General features: G+C 70.2%; 12 protein-coding genes and 1 pseudogene. 3 read left to right on the top strand and 10 right to left on the bottom strand.

Going from position 1 to position 13,774, the window contains the following annotated elements:
* Nucleotide 1: 1 nt before the first annotated feature.
* The 5 genes from Ade02nite_RS05890 to Ade02nite_RS05870 form a co-directional block, all read right to left on the bottom strand.
* Nucleotides 2–1,231 (bottom strand): branched-chain amino acid ABC transporter permease, encoded by a 1,230-nt coding sequence (locus Ade02nite_RS05890; protein ID WP_203760485.1) that lies wholly within the window; start codon nucleotides 1,229–1,231, stop codon nucleotides 2–4.
* An 11-nt stretch (nucleotides 1,232–1,242) separates the two neighbouring features.
* On the bottom strand, nucleotides 1,243–2,469 hold the full coding sequence (locus Ade02nite_RS05885) for an ABC transporter substrate-binding protein (protein ID WP_203760484.1): 1,227 nt from the start codon (nucleotides 2,467–2,469) through the stop codon (nucleotides 1,243–1,245).
* Nucleotides 2,470–2,554: 85 nt separating this feature from the next.
* Nucleotides 2,555–3,217, bottom strand: a complete 663-nt coding sequence (locus Ade02nite_RS05880; protein WP_203760483.1) for a GntR family transcriptional regulator — start codon at nucleotides 3,215–3,217, stop codon at nucleotides 2,555–2,557.
* 48 nt (nucleotides 3,218–3,265) lie between these two features.
* Nucleotides 3,266–4,480, bottom strand: a complete 1,215-nt coding sequence (locus Ade02nite_RS05875) for a GAF domain-containing sensor histidine kinase (RefSeq protein ID WP_203760482.1) — start codon at nucleotides 4,478–4,480, stop codon at nucleotides 3,266–3,268.
* Between the two features lie 249 nt (nucleotides 4,481–4,729).
* Entirely contained in the window at nucleotides 4,730–5,200 is a 471-nt protein-coding gene (locus Ade02nite_RS05870) for an Lrp/AsnC family transcriptional regulator (RefSeq protein ID WP_203760481.1), read from the bottom strand.
* A gap of 132 nt (nucleotides 5,201–5,332) precedes the next feature.
* Between Ade02nite_RS05870 and ald the strand changes: the two genes are divergently transcribed.
* On the top strand, nucleotides 5,333–6,448 hold the full coding sequence (gene ald, locus Ade02nite_RS05865; RefSeq protein WP_203760480.1) for an alanine dehydrogenase: 1,116 nt from the start codon (nucleotides 5,333–5,335) through the stop codon (nucleotides 6,446–6,448).
* A 389-nt stretch (nucleotides 6,449–6,837) separates the two neighbouring features.
* Here ald and Ade02nite_RS05860 read toward each other — a convergent pair whose 3' ends face one another.
* Nucleotides 6,838–7,887 carry an aldo/keto reductase gene (locus Ade02nite_RS05860; protein WP_203760479.1) on the bottom strand — a complete coding sequence of 350 codons (1,050 nt, stop codon included), beginning with the start codon at nucleotides 7,885–7,887 and terminating at the stop codon, nucleotides 6,838–6,840.
* A gap of 125 nt (nucleotides 7,888–8,012) precedes the next feature.
* On the opposite strand from Ade02nite_RS05860, the gene Ade02nite_RS05855 reads away from it, so the two are divergent.
* Nucleotides 8,013–10,082, top strand: a complete 2,070-nt coding sequence (locus Ade02nite_RS05855; RefSeq protein ID WP_239168562.1) for a glycoside hydrolase family 15 protein — start codon at nucleotides 8,013–8,015, stop codon at nucleotides 10,080–10,082.
* 76 nt (nucleotides 10,083–10,158) lie between these two features.
* Nucleotides 10,159–10,308, top strand: a complete 150-nt coding sequence (locus Ade02nite_RS05850) for a hypothetical protein (protein WP_203760477.1) — start codon at nucleotides 10,159–10,161, stop codon at nucleotides 10,306–10,308.
* Here Ade02nite_RS05850 and Ade02nite_RS51065 read toward each other — a convergent pair.
* The 4 genes and pseudogenes from Ade02nite_RS51065 to Ade02nite_RS05830 all read right to left on the bottom strand — a co-directional run bounded on the left by Ade02nite_RS51065 (nucleotide 10,265) and on the right by Ade02nite_RS05830 (nucleotide 13,585).
* Nucleotides 10,265–10,767: pseudogene (locus Ade02nite_RS51065) on the bottom strand (DUF6082 family protein). The gene Ade02nite_RS05850 and the pseudogene Ade02nite_RS51065 sit on opposite strands and share 44 nt — an antisense overlap.
* A 329-nt stretch (nucleotides 10,768–11,096) precedes the next feature.
* On the bottom strand, nucleotides 11,097–11,501 hold the full coding sequence (locus tag Ade02nite_RS05840) for an SRPBCC family protein (protein WP_203760475.1): 405 nt from the start codon (nucleotides 11,499–11,501) through the stop codon (nucleotides 11,097–11,099).
* Nucleotides 11,502–11,520: 19 nt separating this feature from the next.
* Complete coding sequence (locus tag Ade02nite_RS05835) at nucleotides 11,521–12,822, bottom strand: ferredoxin reductase family protein (protein ID WP_239168561.1); 1,302 nt, start codon at nucleotides 12,820–12,822, stop codon at nucleotides 11,521–11,523.
* Between the two features lie 418 nt (nucleotides 12,823–13,240).
* Nucleotides 13,241–13,585: a hypothetical protein gene (locus tag Ade02nite_RS05830; RefSeq protein ID WP_203760473.1), complete on the bottom strand. Its 345-nt coding sequence runs from the start codon at nucleotides 13,583–13,585 to the stop codon at nucleotides 13,241–13,243.
* Nucleotides 13,586–13,774: the final 189 nt, after the last annotated feature.

The following is a 13,774-nucleotide window of genomic DNA, read 5'->3' as shown; positions in this document are numbered from 1 at the left end:
CCTAGCCGATCCGGGCCTGGCGGCCGAAGAGGCCCTGCGGGCGCACCAGCAGGACGGCGACGAGGACGGCGAGCCCGCCGACGTACTTCATGTCCGCGGGGATCCACAGCACCAGGATCTCTGTGCACAGGCCGACCACGATCGCGCCGGCGAGCGTGCCGAACGCGGTGCCCAGGCCGCCGAGGATCACCGCGGCGAACATGAGCAGCAGCAGGTTGAACCCCATGTCGTAGGAGACCTGGTTGAAGACGCCGAGCAGCACGCCGGACAGCGCGGCGAGCCCGCCGGAGAGCACCCAGACGATGCGGGTCACCCGGTCGACGTCGATGCCGCTGGCACCGGCGAGCGCCGGGTTGTTCGCGACCGCCCGGGTGGCCTTGCCGATCCGCCCGCGCTTGAGCCAGACGCCGACGGCGACGAGCACCGCCACGCTGATGCCCATCGCGACGTAGCTGGTGGCGGGCATGACGACCGGGCCGAGCCGGACGGTGCCCCAGTCCTCGCGGGTCAGTGAGCGCGTGCCGTTGCCGTACAGGAACTGGAAGAGGCTCCGCAGCGCCAGCGCCGCGCCGATGCTCGCGATCATCAGGGTCACCAGCGAGACGCCCTTGCGCCGCAGCGGCCGCCAGAACCCGAGGTCCTGCAGGTAGCCGAAGGCGGCGCCGGCCACCGTCGCGGCGGCCGCGGCGAGCAGCAGCGGCAGGTGGGCGAGCGACGCGAAGACGTACCCCATGATCCCGCCGAAGGTGACGTTCTCGCCGTGCGCGAAGTTGGTGAACCGCGACGTGCCGAAGACCAGCGAGAGCCCGATCGCGGCGATCGCGATGAGCAGGCCGAGGTTGAGCCCGGAGACCGCGCGCTGTGCCAGCTTGTCGCCGAGCGACGCCTGCACGGCGGGCGCGTCCGAGGTGGACATCACCAGGTTCTGCACGGGCAGGGTGGTGCCCGACCTCACGAGCTCCTTCTCCACCTCGTACGTCTTGCCGCCGGTCTTGACCACGACGGTGTAGGTGCCGGGCCCGGCGAGGCCGAGGATCTCCCAGCGGCCCCGGGCGTCGGTGACGTCGGTGCCGACGACCTCGCCGTCCGACTCCACCGCGACGGCGGCGCCGGTGACCGGCTTGCGCTCGCCGTCGCGCACCAGGCCGCGGAAGCCCCACTGGTCGTCGCCGGGCGCCGCATGAGCCGCTCCCGCCGGCGCGAGGACCGCCAGCAGGAGCGCGAGTGCCATGAGTAGACGTCTCACTGCCGCGGCGCGTACTTTCCGTCGGCCCCGTAGACGTTGAGCTGGTACTCGGTCTCGGTGACATCGTTGGAGCCGTCGAACTTGAGGCCGCCGCTCAGGCCGTCGTAGTCGATGACCTTGCCCTGGCCGAGCAGGTCGGCGCACTCCTTGAAGGCCGTGCACTTGGTGCCGTTGCCGGAGCTGCCGGAAACCTCGGGGAGCTTCGCGGCGATCGCCTTGCCGTCGGTGCTCTTCGCGGCGATCGCGGCCAGGGCGCTGACGATCACGGCGTCGTACGTCGCCGGCGCGTACGCGAACGCGGTCAGCTTGCTGTCGATCTTCTTGAGGCGCGCCTCGAAGTCGGCGGAGACGGCCGGGCTCGGCGCGCTGAGGAAGCCGCGCAGGCCCTTCAGCAGCTCCGGCTTGATCGTGTACTCGCCCAGCGTCGAGCTGGACAGGTAGAGGTTCTTGTCGGTGTAGCCGCGCGTGCCGACCAGCGACTCGATCATCGTGCCGGCGTAGGACGCGTACGCCAGCAGCACGACGGCCTCGGGCTTGGCCGCGGAGACCGCGTCGATCTGCGCCTTGAAGTCGGTGTCGGTGGTGTTGAACTGCTGCGCCGCGACCACCTCGACGCCGGCCGCGTCGAGCGCCTCGGTCAGCTCCTTCTGGAACGCCTGGCCCCACGCGTCGTTCTGGGCGATCATGCCGACCGTGCCGTGCCCGTCCTGCACGATCAGGTCGGCGAGCTTGGCGGCCTCGAGCGCGTCGGTCGGCGCGGTGCGGAAGTACTGCTTGTTGATGCCGGTGAGCTTGGACGACGTGTTCGAGCCGGAGATCTGCACGGCGCCCGAGTCGACGACCTTCTGCACGATCGCGCCGGTCATGCCGGAGCCGTACGCGCCGACGACCACGTCCGCGCCCCAGGTGACCAGGCTGTCCACGGCCTGGCCGGCGGTGTCGTTGTTGTCGGTGGAGTCGACCTGCTTGAGCTCGGCCTTGCCGCCGAGCACGCCGCCGGCCTCGTTGATGTCCGAGAAGGCCAGGTTGACGGCGGCCACGAGCGGCTCACCGGCGCCGGCGTAGGCGGTGGTCGGCAGCACCGACCCGATCTTCAGCGGGCCCTGTCCTCCGGTTGCCGCGGGTGTGTTGCCGGGCTCGTCGCTGCCGCTGGAGCAGCCGGCGACCGCCAGCACGGTCGCGGCGAGGACGGCGGTTATGGAACGGCGATCGACAGCGCTCACGCTGCCCTCCCTCTGTAGGCGAGTTCGTATGCGAGACCGTATACAGAACCGGTTACAGCGGGATAACGGCTGTCGAATTTCTCGATCAGTGAGAGATCGCGGCCTGTTCGAGGATCCGGATCGTCCGGCCGATGTGGGCCCTGACCAGGGCTTCCATGGCCTCGCCGTCCCGCCGCGTCAGGGCTTCGATCATCTGGCGGTGCTCGGCGTTGACGGCCGCGGCGTCCTGCGGCGACATCAGCCAGGTGCCGCTGAACGTCCAGTGGCTGATGTTGGTGCGCTGGGCGAACTGCACGAGCAGCGGGTTGCCGCACGCGGCGGTGATCAGCCCGTGGAACTGCCGGTTGAGCCGGTTGAGCTCACGCAGCGTGGCACCCGGCCGGTCGATCTCGTCGGCCAGCTCGCCGAGCCGCGCCAGGTCGGCCTCGGTGACCAGGCCGGCGGCGAGCCGGGCGGCGGCGCTCTCCACGGCCGAGCGCGCCTGCACGATCTGCAGCGCCTCCTCCGGCGAGTGGTCGCGCACCACCCAGCCCCGGGTGCGGGCGACCAGGCCCTCCTGCGCCAGCCGCAGCAGCGCCTCGCGCACCGGGGTGCGGCTCACCTGAAGCGTGCCGGCCAGCTCCTCCTCGACGAGCCGCCGCCCCGGCCCGATGTCACCGTCGAGGATCGCGTCCCGCAACTGCTGGTACGCGGAGTCCGCGGCGAACTGCCCGCCGGCCGGGGCGGGCTCGAGCTTCGGGAGAGACACAGGCGTTCCTTCGGTTCACGCAAGCCGAGATTGCACCGACAGTAGCGCCTACGTCATCGGCAACGTCACGACGATCGCCGTACCGCGGCCCGGCTCACTCTCGATCCGGACCGTGCCGCCGTGCGCGTCCACGATCGCCTTGACGATGCACAGCCCCAGGCCGGCGCCCTGCACCTCGTGCCGTTCGGCCGCGGCCGACCGCCGGAACGGGGCGAGCGCCCGGGCACTCTCCTCCGCGCTCATCCCGATGCCGGTGTCCCGCACTTCGAGCACGGCGTCCCGCTCCCGTGCGTAGGCACGCACCGTGATGCTGCCGCGCGGCGTGAACTTGACCGCGTTGAGCAGCAGCCGCTCCAGCACCTGCCCGAGCCGCTCGGCATCCCCCTGGACCGGCACGGGCAGCGGCGCATCGGCGTGAAGGTCCAGGCACCGGGTGAGCGCCAGCCCCACGTTGCGCCGCACGGCGGTCCGCGCCAGCTCGGCGAGGTCCAGCTCCCGCCGCCGCACCACAAGCCTGTCCTGCGCGGCAAGCAGCATGTCGTCGACGAGCGCGGTGAGCCGCCGCGAGTTGCGCCGGATCCGCGCCACGAACTCGGCGTCGGCCCCCTCCCGGTCGCCCAGCAACTCCAGGTATCCGTTGATCGAGGTCAGCGGCGTCCGCAGCTCGTGGGTCACCCGCGACAGGAACTCGTCCTTGACCCGGTCGGCGTCGCGCAGCCGGGCATCGAGCCGCAGCGCGTGCAGCCGTAGCTCCAGCTGAGCCATCACATGCCGGGCCAGCGTCCGCAGCCCGGCACACTCCTCGGGGGTCAGCAGGCGCGGCTCGTGGTCGATGACGCACAGGGCGCCGAGGGCCTGCCCGCTCGCGGTGACGAGAGGGGCGCCGGCGTAGAAGACGATGCCCGGCTCACCGGTCACCGACGGGTTGTCCCGGAAACGCGCGTCGAGCCGGGCGTCGGGCACCTGCATGACCCCGTCGCTGAACATGGCGTACGCACAGAAGGACTCGTCCCGAGTGGTGTCACAGGCGCCGACTCCCACCCGCGACTTGAGCCACTGCCGATGCTCGTCGACCAGGCTGATGGCCGCGGTAGGCGTCCGGCAGAGCTGCGCGGCAAGCTCGACGAGGTCGTCGAAGTCGCTCTCGGGCGGCGTGTCCAGGACCTGGTAGCCGCGGAGGGCGGCCAGCCGCTCCTGCTCCAGCACGCGCTCGTGCGCGCGCTCCCGCATCGGCTCCTGCCTCGCGACCAGGGTGTCCACCATTTCCGCCCGTCCTCAGCTCGCCCGACCCACTGTCAGTTAGGCTCGGCCGCGGCCCGGACTTGCTGAGCATTGCCCCAGGTGCAGACCCGTTCCGCGCGGTAGCAGCCCGGGGTTGTCGGCGCGCTCCGGGCGGCTCTCGCAGCGCCGTCGCCCCTTCGGCAGAACGAACGTTCTATCCACCCAACCCGAGCGCCACGACACCCGCCCCTTCGGCAGAACGAACGTTCTATCCACCGAATCGGCGACCGCTCACCCCTGGCCGCGGCGATGCTCGAAGATCAGGTAAGTCTCGGTGCCCGCGATCAGCCGCGTGCCGCTCAGGCGCTCGGTGATGACGGCGCGGAGATCCTCGACGTCCTCGGCCGCCACGTGCAGGAGGAAGTCGTACGATCCGGACACGAAGTAGACGTCGCGCACCGCCGGGATGTCGGCGAGCGACGACGCGAACTTGCCGATCGCGTCGCGGGACTCCGAGCGGATCCGTACAGCGATCATGGCTTGGATCGGACGGCCGATCCAGGCCGGGTCGACGTCGGCGTGGAAGCCGCGGATCGCGCCGATCTCGCGCAGGCGCCGGATGCGGGTCAGGCACGTGGACGGGGCGATGCCGACCCGTTCGGCGAGGGCGTTGTTGGGCATGCGGCCGTCCGCTTCGAGCAGGGCCAGCAGTTCCCGGTCGATGTGATCCAGGACTCGAAGATCCTTCGGTTGGTCGGTCATCAGGGGCCCTCGATCCGCATCTTCCTCCGCCGCGCGGCTTCACGCAGAATCTTATTCGCCGTCATTGCGTCCGTACAGCACATCATTCACCCTAACGCCAAGAGCAACGGTGCTAGGAAGGGACGGGCAAAAATGCGGATCGGTGTGCCGACCGAGGTCAAGAACCACGAGTACCGCGTGGCGATCACGCCCGCCGGGGTCGCCGAGTTCGTCCGCCGCGGGCACGACGTGCTCGTCCAGGCCGGCGCCGGCGCGGGATCCGCCATCACCGACGAGGACTACGCCGCCGCGGGCGCCGAGATCGTTGCCGACGCGGACACTGTCTGGGCGCGGGCCGACCTGCTGCTCAAGGTCAAGGAGCCGATCGCCTCCGAGTACCACCGCCTGCGCAAGGACCAGGTGCTGTTCACCTACCTGCACCTGGCCGCCGACGCCGAGGGCACCAAGGCCCTGCTGGTCGGCGGCACCACCGCCATCGCGTACGAGACGGTGCAGCTCGCCGACGGATCGCTGCCGCTGCTGGCCCCGATGTCCGAGGTCGCCGGCCGCCTCGCCCCGCAGGTCGGCGCGTACAGCCTGATGCGCAACAGCGGCGGCCGCGGCGTGCTCCCCGGCGGCGTGCCGGGCGTCAGCCCCGCCAAGGTCACCGTGATCGGCGGCGGCGTCTCCGGCGTGAACGCGGCCACGATCGCGCTCGGCATGGGCGCCGACGTCACCGTGCTCGACCTCAACATCGCCCGCCTGCGCCAGATCGACGCCCAGTTCGGCGGCCGGGTCAAGACGCTGGTCTCCTCGTCGTACGCCATCGAGCAGTCCCTCGTCGAGGCCGACATGGTCATCGGCGCCGTCCTGGTGCCCGGCGCGAAGGCCCCGAAGCTCGTCTCGAACGAGCTGGTCAAGCGCATGAAGCCCGGCTCCGTGCTGGTCGACATCGCCATCGACCAGGGCGGCTGCTTCGAGGACTCGCACCCCACCACCCACGAGGACCCGGTCTACAAGGTCCACGAGTCGGTCTTCTACTGCGTCGCCAACATGCCCGGCGCCGTCCCGAACACGTCGACCTACGCCCTGACGAACGCCACCCTCCCGTACGCGCTCAAGCTCGCCGACCTGGGCTGGCGGGCCGCCCTGAACGCCGACCCGGCGCTCGCCCTGGGCCTGAGCACCCACGCCGGCCAGCTCACCAACGCCGAGGTGGGCGCCGCCCTGGGCCTCCCGTCGGTCGAGATCGCCGCCGTCCTCGCCTGACCGCACACCCGACGATCGCCGCCCGACTTCACCGGGCGGCGATCGTTTTCCACCCGACGCCATGCGTTGGTCAAGCCCTCGATCACCAATCGCCGTCAGATCGCGCTCGCCTCACAAAGGAACTTGCCGAGGCCCAGCGGTCGTTCGTTTGGACGCGAGCCGCTTTCCAACGCCAGGACTTGGCCGTCTCCGCCGACGACGTCCGAGTATCACATTCCGTGACAACCGCTGTCCTTCCGCAGCCGTGGACGTTGCAGTCGCGGCGACCAGTCAGCCGGCCGGCCGAGCCAAACGCGCATCGGCCACGGCAATGCGCAGCCGCAAGCACTCGCGCATGTGGTCAGCCCGCAGCCACAACAACGCGCAGCTGCGGGCCTCCTCGTGCTACCTCAGAGGTGCCGCGCGATCTGCGACAGGTCAGCCGCCGACAGCCGGTCCGAGGACGTGTTGCGCTGGTGCCAGAACGGGTAGCGCAGCGGCTCCCCGCTCACGTCGTCCAGCGCCTTGACCTCGTCCGCGGTCAGCTCGAGCGACGCCGCCGCCAGGTTGTCGCGGAGCTGCTCGGGGGTGCGGGAGCCGACGATCAGCGACGTGATGCCCGGCTTCTGGGCGATGTAGGCCAGCGAGACCTGCGCCGCCGAGACGCCGTGCGACTCGCCGATCTTCACGGCGAGCTCGATCGTGTCGTACAGTTTGTCCTCGTCGTTGACCGGCGGCTCGGACCACTCGCTGAGGTGGCGGCTGCCGGCCGGCGCCTGCACGCCGCGGCGGTACTTGCCGGAGAGCAGGCCACCCGCGAGCGGGCTCCACACCAGGATGCCCACGCCCTGGTCGAGCGCCGCCGGCACGATCTCCGCCTCGATGTCGCGATTTTGCAGCGAGTAGTAGACCTGGGTGCTGGCGAACCGCTCCAGGTGCCGGGCGTCGGAGATGCCGAGCGCCTTCATCATCTGCCACGCCGCGTAGTTGGAGCAGCCGATGTAGCGGACCTTGCCGCTGCGTACCAGGTCGTCCAGGGCGGTGAGGGTCTCTTCGAGCGGCGTCTGCCCGTCCCACTCGTGCACCTGGTAGAGATCGATGTAGTCGGTGCCGAGCCGGCGCAGGCTGGCCTCGGCCGCCCGCACGATGTGGTGGCGGGACAGGCCCGCGTCGTTGGGGCCGTCGCCCATCGGCATGCGCGCCTTGGTGGCGATGAGCACCTGGTCGCGGTCGTTGCCGAGCGCCTCGCCGAGGATCTTTTCGGAGAGGCCCGCCGAGTAGACGTCGGCGGTGTCGATGAGGTTGACACCCGCGTCCCGCGCGATGGCGATCTGCTCACGCGCGCCGGAGACGTCGATCTGGCCGACCGGGGTGGCCCAGCCGGTGCCGCCGAAGCCCATCGTGCCCAGGGTGAAGCTGGAAACCCGCAGGCCGGTACGGCCGAGCTGCCGGTATTGCATGTCATACCTCTTTCCGTTCGATGGTGCCTGGACCAGCCTTCTCCTCGCCGGGCCCGCTGTCCACCGGAACGCTCGGCGTGCATGGTTCGGTCACCAGGGGTATACCCATCGATATGACGCCGCTGATGCTGCCTGTCGTGCTCACCGCCGCCCTGGGGCTCGCGCCGATGGCTCCGGGTGCTCCGGGCGTCGACGAGCAATACCTGCCCGCGGACAAATCAGGACTGCTCACCTCCCGTACGCAGGAGAGCCGCGTCTGGGCCACCGTGCAACGGGAGGGCGGCCTCGGTGAGATCTTCTACCCGACGATCGGCGGGCCGAGCGCGCGGGCGCTGTCGTTCGTGGTGTCGGACGGCCGCCGGGTCGTCGCGCCGTCGAGGGTCACCACCGAGCAGAGCGACCCGGACAGCCTGAGCTTCCGGCAGACGCTGAGCGGGCGCGGCTGGCGGCTCGTGGCCGCGTACACGGTCGATCCGCAGCGCTCGACGGTGCTGGTCGATCTCGCGTTCTCCGGGCAGGGCCGGCTGTACGCCGTCTACGACCCGGCGCTCGGCAACTCCCGCGGCGGCGATGCCGGCTCGACCTCCGGGCGTTCGCTGGTCGCCACGGACGGCGGGGTGTCCAGCGCGTTCGCCGCGTGGCCGCCGTTCTCGGCGACGTCGAACGGGTTCGCCGGGGTCAGCGACGGCCGCACCGACCTGCGGGACGGGCGGATGGACTGGCGGTACGCGTCGGCCGAGCCGGGCAATCTGGTGCAGACCGGCGCCGTCGCGCACCGGCACACCACGCTGGCGATCGCTTTCGGCGATTCGGCGCAGGGTGCGCTCGCGTCCGCCACGCAGTCGCTCGGTCGCGGTTTCGCGTCTGTCGCGCGCTCTTACGCGTACGGATGGAAGAAGTACTTGCAGGGTCTCAGCGCGACGCCGCGCGGGCTCAGCGGCGCGGAGCAGAGGTTGTACCGCACGTCCGCGATGATCCTCGCGGCCAGCGAGGACAAGATCAATCCTGGCGCGTACGTGGCAGCGCCCGCCGCGCCGTGGGCGTTCGGCACCGATGACCCTTCCGGCCCGTACCATCTGGTCTGGTCCCGGGATCTCTACCAGATCGCGCTGGCGCTGATCGCCGCCGGTGACCGCGCGGGGGCGAACCGCGCCCTGGACTTCCTGTTCGGCGTGCAGCAGAAGCCGGACGGCTCGTTCCCGCAGAACTCGCAGGTCGACGGCACCCCCGTGTGGGGCGGCCTGCAACTCGACGAGGTGGCGCTGCCGATCGTGCTCGCGTACCGCCTGGGCCGCACCGACGCGGACACGTGGAGTCACGTGAAGCGGGCGGCGGACTTCCTGCTGTCGTACGAGCAGGCGCCGGCGACCCCGCAGGAGCGCTGGGAGAACCAGTCCGGCTACTCCCCCAACACCATCGCCACCGAGATCGCGGGTTTGGTCTGCGCCGCGTCGCTGGCCCGCGCGAACGGCGACGAGGCCTCGGCGGCGCGCTACCTGGTGACGGCCGACGCGTGGCGCGCCCGGGTGAAGGCGTGGACCGTCACGTCGACCGGCCCGTACTCCGCGAAGCCGTACTTCCTGCGCCTGACGAAGGACGGCAACCCGAACGCCGGCACCACGTACAACATCGGCGACAGCGGCCCGTCCAACGTGGACCAGCGGCGCGTCGTCGACCCGTCGTTCCTGGAGCTGGTGCGCCTCGGCGTCCTGCCCGCCTCGGACGCCGACATCCGCAACTCGCTGCGCGTGGTCGATCAACAGCTGGGCGTCCGTACGCCGAACGGCTTCTTCTGGCACCGAGCCTCCTTCGACGGCTTCGGCGAGAAGCTCGACGGCTCCCAGTGGGAGTACAACCTGCCCGACGACTCCCTGCTCACCCGCGGCCGGGCCTGGCCCCTGCTGAGCGGCGAACGAGGCGACTACGAGATCGCCGCCGGCAACCCGCGAGCCGCCCGCACCCGCCTGGCCGACATGGCCCGAGCCACCGGCCCCGGCGGCATGCTCCCCGAGCAGGTCTGGGACCAGAAGCCCCCGCCGGGCCGCATCCCCGGCACCCCCACCTATTCGGCGACCCCGCTGGTCTGGTCTCACGCCCAGTACATCCGCCTGGCCCAAAACCTGGCCGCCGGCCGCGTCATGGACATCACCGCCGCGGTCGCGGACCGCTATTTGTCTCGTCCGGATGAAAAATAGGCCGGCGCGACAACGAACGCGAACGCGATAGGCCCGTGGTAGCGCCACGAACATCACGTGCCCCGATATCTTCGAGATGGCCGACGGCAACTTCGCTGTCGTAGGCACGAATCGCACCGACGAGCTGCGCGATCAACTACCGCCCGACGCCGGCGTCGCCCCGTACGAGAGCATCGTCGTCATCACTCGCGAGACTCTGCTGGCGGCCGCGAACGACCTGCCGTAGCAGGTGAAGCTTCGTCCTCGAGACTCGTCTTGTCGCGCACATGGCCCCAGGACAGAACAGCTTCATATTCGCGCCAGATCTCGTCGGCCGCGGACGCGAAGGTAGCTTCCGCAGTGTTGTCCACATAGATGGTGTGCCTGCCGTCCCGCGTGTCACCCCAGAAGGCACGGATCTTCGGGCTCGCAAAGAGATACCGCAGATTGCTGATCATATCTTCGCGGGTGTCGACGCCCTCGGCCACACATCAGCGAGGTGCTCGTTGTCGAGTGCCATACCGATCAACCCGACGTGCAGCCCTCGGATGCCCACCTCGGCACTGCGGCGCAACGCCGACTCCGTTCCCTCGAGGATCCGGCGCTGCACTGCCAATTCCTCGTATTGCTCGCGGAACTCGCGGCGCTGAAGCGACCAGGTGATCACGACCGTTGCCACAGCGATCGCCGATACCACGGAGTTCATCACACCGAACGCCTCGCCGACGTCACTCCATCGGTCCCATGTCGTGTCGTCACCTCGCCGGCCGAGCAGCCAGACCATCCCGATTCCGGTGAACAGCACCACCCCGGTCAGCATGGGGACCGCGAACACGATCCAGAGAACCGGCGTTTTTCGGGCACCGGCCGACCGGCTGCCGACGGGCTCATCGCTCCTCATCGCCGGACCCACTTTTCCTCGAGAACTCAGCCGGTCCCAGAAGAATTGTGTGACGAGTGGGCGACAGTCCGTCAAGCTTTCGACGGCGAATGAACATCGATGCAGGTTGCACGATAAAGCCTGCAAATTGCAGGTCAAAGGGGCCGGGATTCCATGATGGCCTTGAGGCGGGCCAGGTCGGCGGCGACGAGGCAGGTGTCGCGGGCGAAGTCGGCGTCGGAGGTGCCGAGGGCTCGGCGTACCGAGAAGACGATCTCGGAGCCGTCGCCGTAGGGGACGACGCGCAGCGGGTTGAGGAAGGTCTGCCCGTCCGGGAACGTGGCCCAGTGGTCGAGGACGCCGTAGTCGTTCGGCGGGGCGAAGGTGACCTTGATGTTGCCACCGTCGGTGATGACGTACCAGTCGCCGTCGATCTGTTCGACGGCCTTGCCCAGGCCGGGGGCCCACTGCGGGAGGTGGGCGGGGTTCGAGGCGTATGCGTAGACCTCGTCGGCCGGGCGGTTGATGCGCTCCGCGACGTGTGCTGTGTCCGTGGCCATGAGGCCGATCATGTCACCGTCAGCTCGCCAGGCGGAACGTCTCGGCGTGACGCTGCCGGGCGGGGACTCCCAGCTGTCGCAGGCTGCGCAACACCGCGTTCGTCATGGCGGCCGGGCCGCACACGAAGACGTCACGCTGGGCGATGTCCGGGACCAGGCCGAGCAGGTTGCCGGCGCTGAACGGCTGGTTTCCCTCGCCCGTGCGCCCGGTGAGCAGGTGGAGGCGCGCCTGCCGCAGGCGGGCGAGGTTCTGCAGCTCGCCGAGGAGCACGGCCTCGCCGGGCGTGCGCACGCGGTAGAGGACGACGATGTCGCCGGTGAGGGTCTCGTCCTCGAGCAGGGCGCGGATCGGGGTGACACCGATGCCGCCCGCGATGAGCACCGCGTCCTCGCGCACGCGCCGGGCCGAGGTGAACGCCCCGTACGGGCCCTCGGCGAACACCCGCGTGCCGATCGGCAGCTGCCGCAGACCCGCGCTCGTGGAGCCGATGCCCTTCGCTGTCAGGCGCAGCGAGCGACCGTCCGGCGCCGCGGAGAGCGAGAACGGGTTCACCTGCCACCACGCGTTGTGACCGAGGAACCGCCACAGGAAGAACTGGCCCGGGCGGGCGCGCAACTCCCCCAGGTTGCGGCCGGTGAGGTGCACGGAGACGACGTCCGGCGACTCGGAGATCACGGCGGCGACCTTGAGGCGGTGACGCGCGTTCCGTACGAGGGGAACGACCACCCGACCGGTCAGCAGCGCGCCGATCGCGAACGCCCACAGGCCCCACCAATAGAGTTGGGTGAATTCGTTGCTCTTGTAGGCGCTGCCCTCGTACACCTGATGAATGACCGCCAGGACAACGATGGCGTAGACGACCAGGTGGACGGCGTGCCAGGCCTCGTAGGAAAGAGCGCGCCGGGCGAGGCGTACGGAGGAAATCGCGACGACACCCACCAGGCCGGCGGCGATCATGCCGAGCAGGACCGGCATCTGCTTGGCGAGGTTCGCAATCTCGGCGAGGAACGAGATGTCGTCGAGCTCCGCATAGCCGAGCAGCACAAAGGTCGGGTGCAGGACGACGAGCCAGAAAATGGTGAATCCGGTCCACCGATGCCATGTGGTCAGCCGGTCCATGCCGATCCGCCGGTCGAGAAAAGGCAGGCGCGCGATCAGCAGCAGTTGGAGCGCCAGCACAAAACCGAGATGCAGCCCGAGAAACCGCCCGGCCGACGTCAGCGTGTTGTGCGCCGGCGTCTTCGGATTGAGGAACATCAACTCGACGATCAGCAGATTAAGGATCAAAAACGTCCAAATCATGCCGTACGCCGTCAGCACAGTCCCCACACGTCGCGTCCGCGAGCGGGTGACGGCTGCCATCCCTCACAGGTAGCGGTGAAACACACGTCCGCGCAATCACTGCGACGAAGAGTGGCGCGCTCCGGCAATACTTGCCGGACGCCCGGGCACCCGGGACCGGAAGGAGAGAGATGACCCACCCGCCGAAGCCGACCGACGAGACCCGCCCGTCCGCGGACGAGAACGAGGGCCACGCCGAGCCGACCGCTCCGGGGGTCAGCCCTCCAGCGTCGCCGCCCGCGCCTGCCGCGCAGCCATCGTCCGCGCAGCCCCCGTCCGCGCAGGCTGCCGCGTCGCCGCCGCCTCCGCCCGGTCCCGCAGCGCCGCCATCTGCTCCCGCGCCCACCGCGTCGCCCTCATCCGCGCCCGTTCCCGCGACGCCGCCATCTGCGCCCGCTCACACGGCGCCATCCGCGAGCACCCCCGCACCCGCGACCGGCCCCGCACCCGCACCCGCGACGCCGGCCTCATCCGCGCCGGCCACCGGCACGGCCGCGTCCCAGGTGGCGGAGTCCGACGCCACCCAGGCCATCACCGTCTCGGCCCCGCCCAAGGCGACCACCAAAACGCCGGCGCAGGGCGAACCGGCGTCCTCGGTGCACGATGAACCGACCGAGGCGTTCGCTTCTCCTTCCACGCAGCAGCAGGACGAGCCCACCAAGGCGTTCACCTCTCCGCCCGCGCAGAAGCCTGCGCCCACACCGCAGGACGAGCCCACCGCGGCGCCCAGCTCTCCCGCCACGCGGGGCGAGTCAGCGCCCCCCGAGGACGAGCCGACCGAGGCGTTCACCTCAGCGCCCGCAGCGAGCAAGCCGTCACCCAGCCCCAATGGGACAAAAGCCGCACAGCATCCGGCGACCACTGCGCAACCCACCGCCTCGCCTGACAGCGATGTCACCCTTCCCTTCCAGGCCGTGCCGGCAAAGGCAGA

This window comes from Paractinoplanes deccanensis, assembly GCF_016862115.1.
Lineage (GTDB): Bacteria > Actinomycetota > Actinomycetes > Mycobacteriales > Micromonosporaceae > Actinoplanes > Actinoplanes deccanensis.
Note: the sequence above shows the minus strand (reverse complement) of the source record. Positions and strands in the feature narration are given on the sequence as shown.

Coding starts and splice junctions, on each gene's coding strand:
- Ade02nite_RS05890 (WP_203760485.1), bottom strand. CDS start 1,231: ATGGCACTCGCGCTCCTGCTGGCGGTCCTCGCGCCGGCGGGAGCGGCT.
- Ade02nite_RS05875 (WP_203760482.1), bottom strand. CDS start 4,480: ATGGTGGACACCCTGGTCGCGAGGCAGGAGCCGATGCGGGAGCGCGCG.
- Ade02nite_RS05870 (WP_203760481.1), bottom strand. CDS start 5,200: ATGACCGACCAACCGAAGGATCTTCGAGTCCTGGATCACATCGACCGG.
- ald (WP_203760480.1), top strand. CDS start 5,333: ATGCGGATCGGTGTGCCGACCGAGGTCAAGAACCACGAGTACCGCGTG.
- Ade02nite_RS05860 (WP_203760479.1), bottom strand. CDS start 7,887: ATGCAATACCGGCAGCTCGGCCGTACCGGCCTGCGGGTTTCCAGCTTC.
- Ade02nite_RS05855 (WP_239168562.1), top strand. CDS start 8,013: ATGCTGCCTGTCGTGCTCACCGCCGCCCTGGGGCTCGCGCCGATGGCT.
- Ade02nite_RS05850 (WP_203760477.1), top strand. CDS start 10,159: ATGGCCGACGGCAACTTCGCTGTCGTAGGCACGAATCGCACCGACGAG.
- Ade02nite_RS05840 (WP_203760475.1), bottom strand. CDS start 11,501: ATGGCCACGGACACAGCACACGTCGCGGAGCGCATCAACCGCCCGGCC.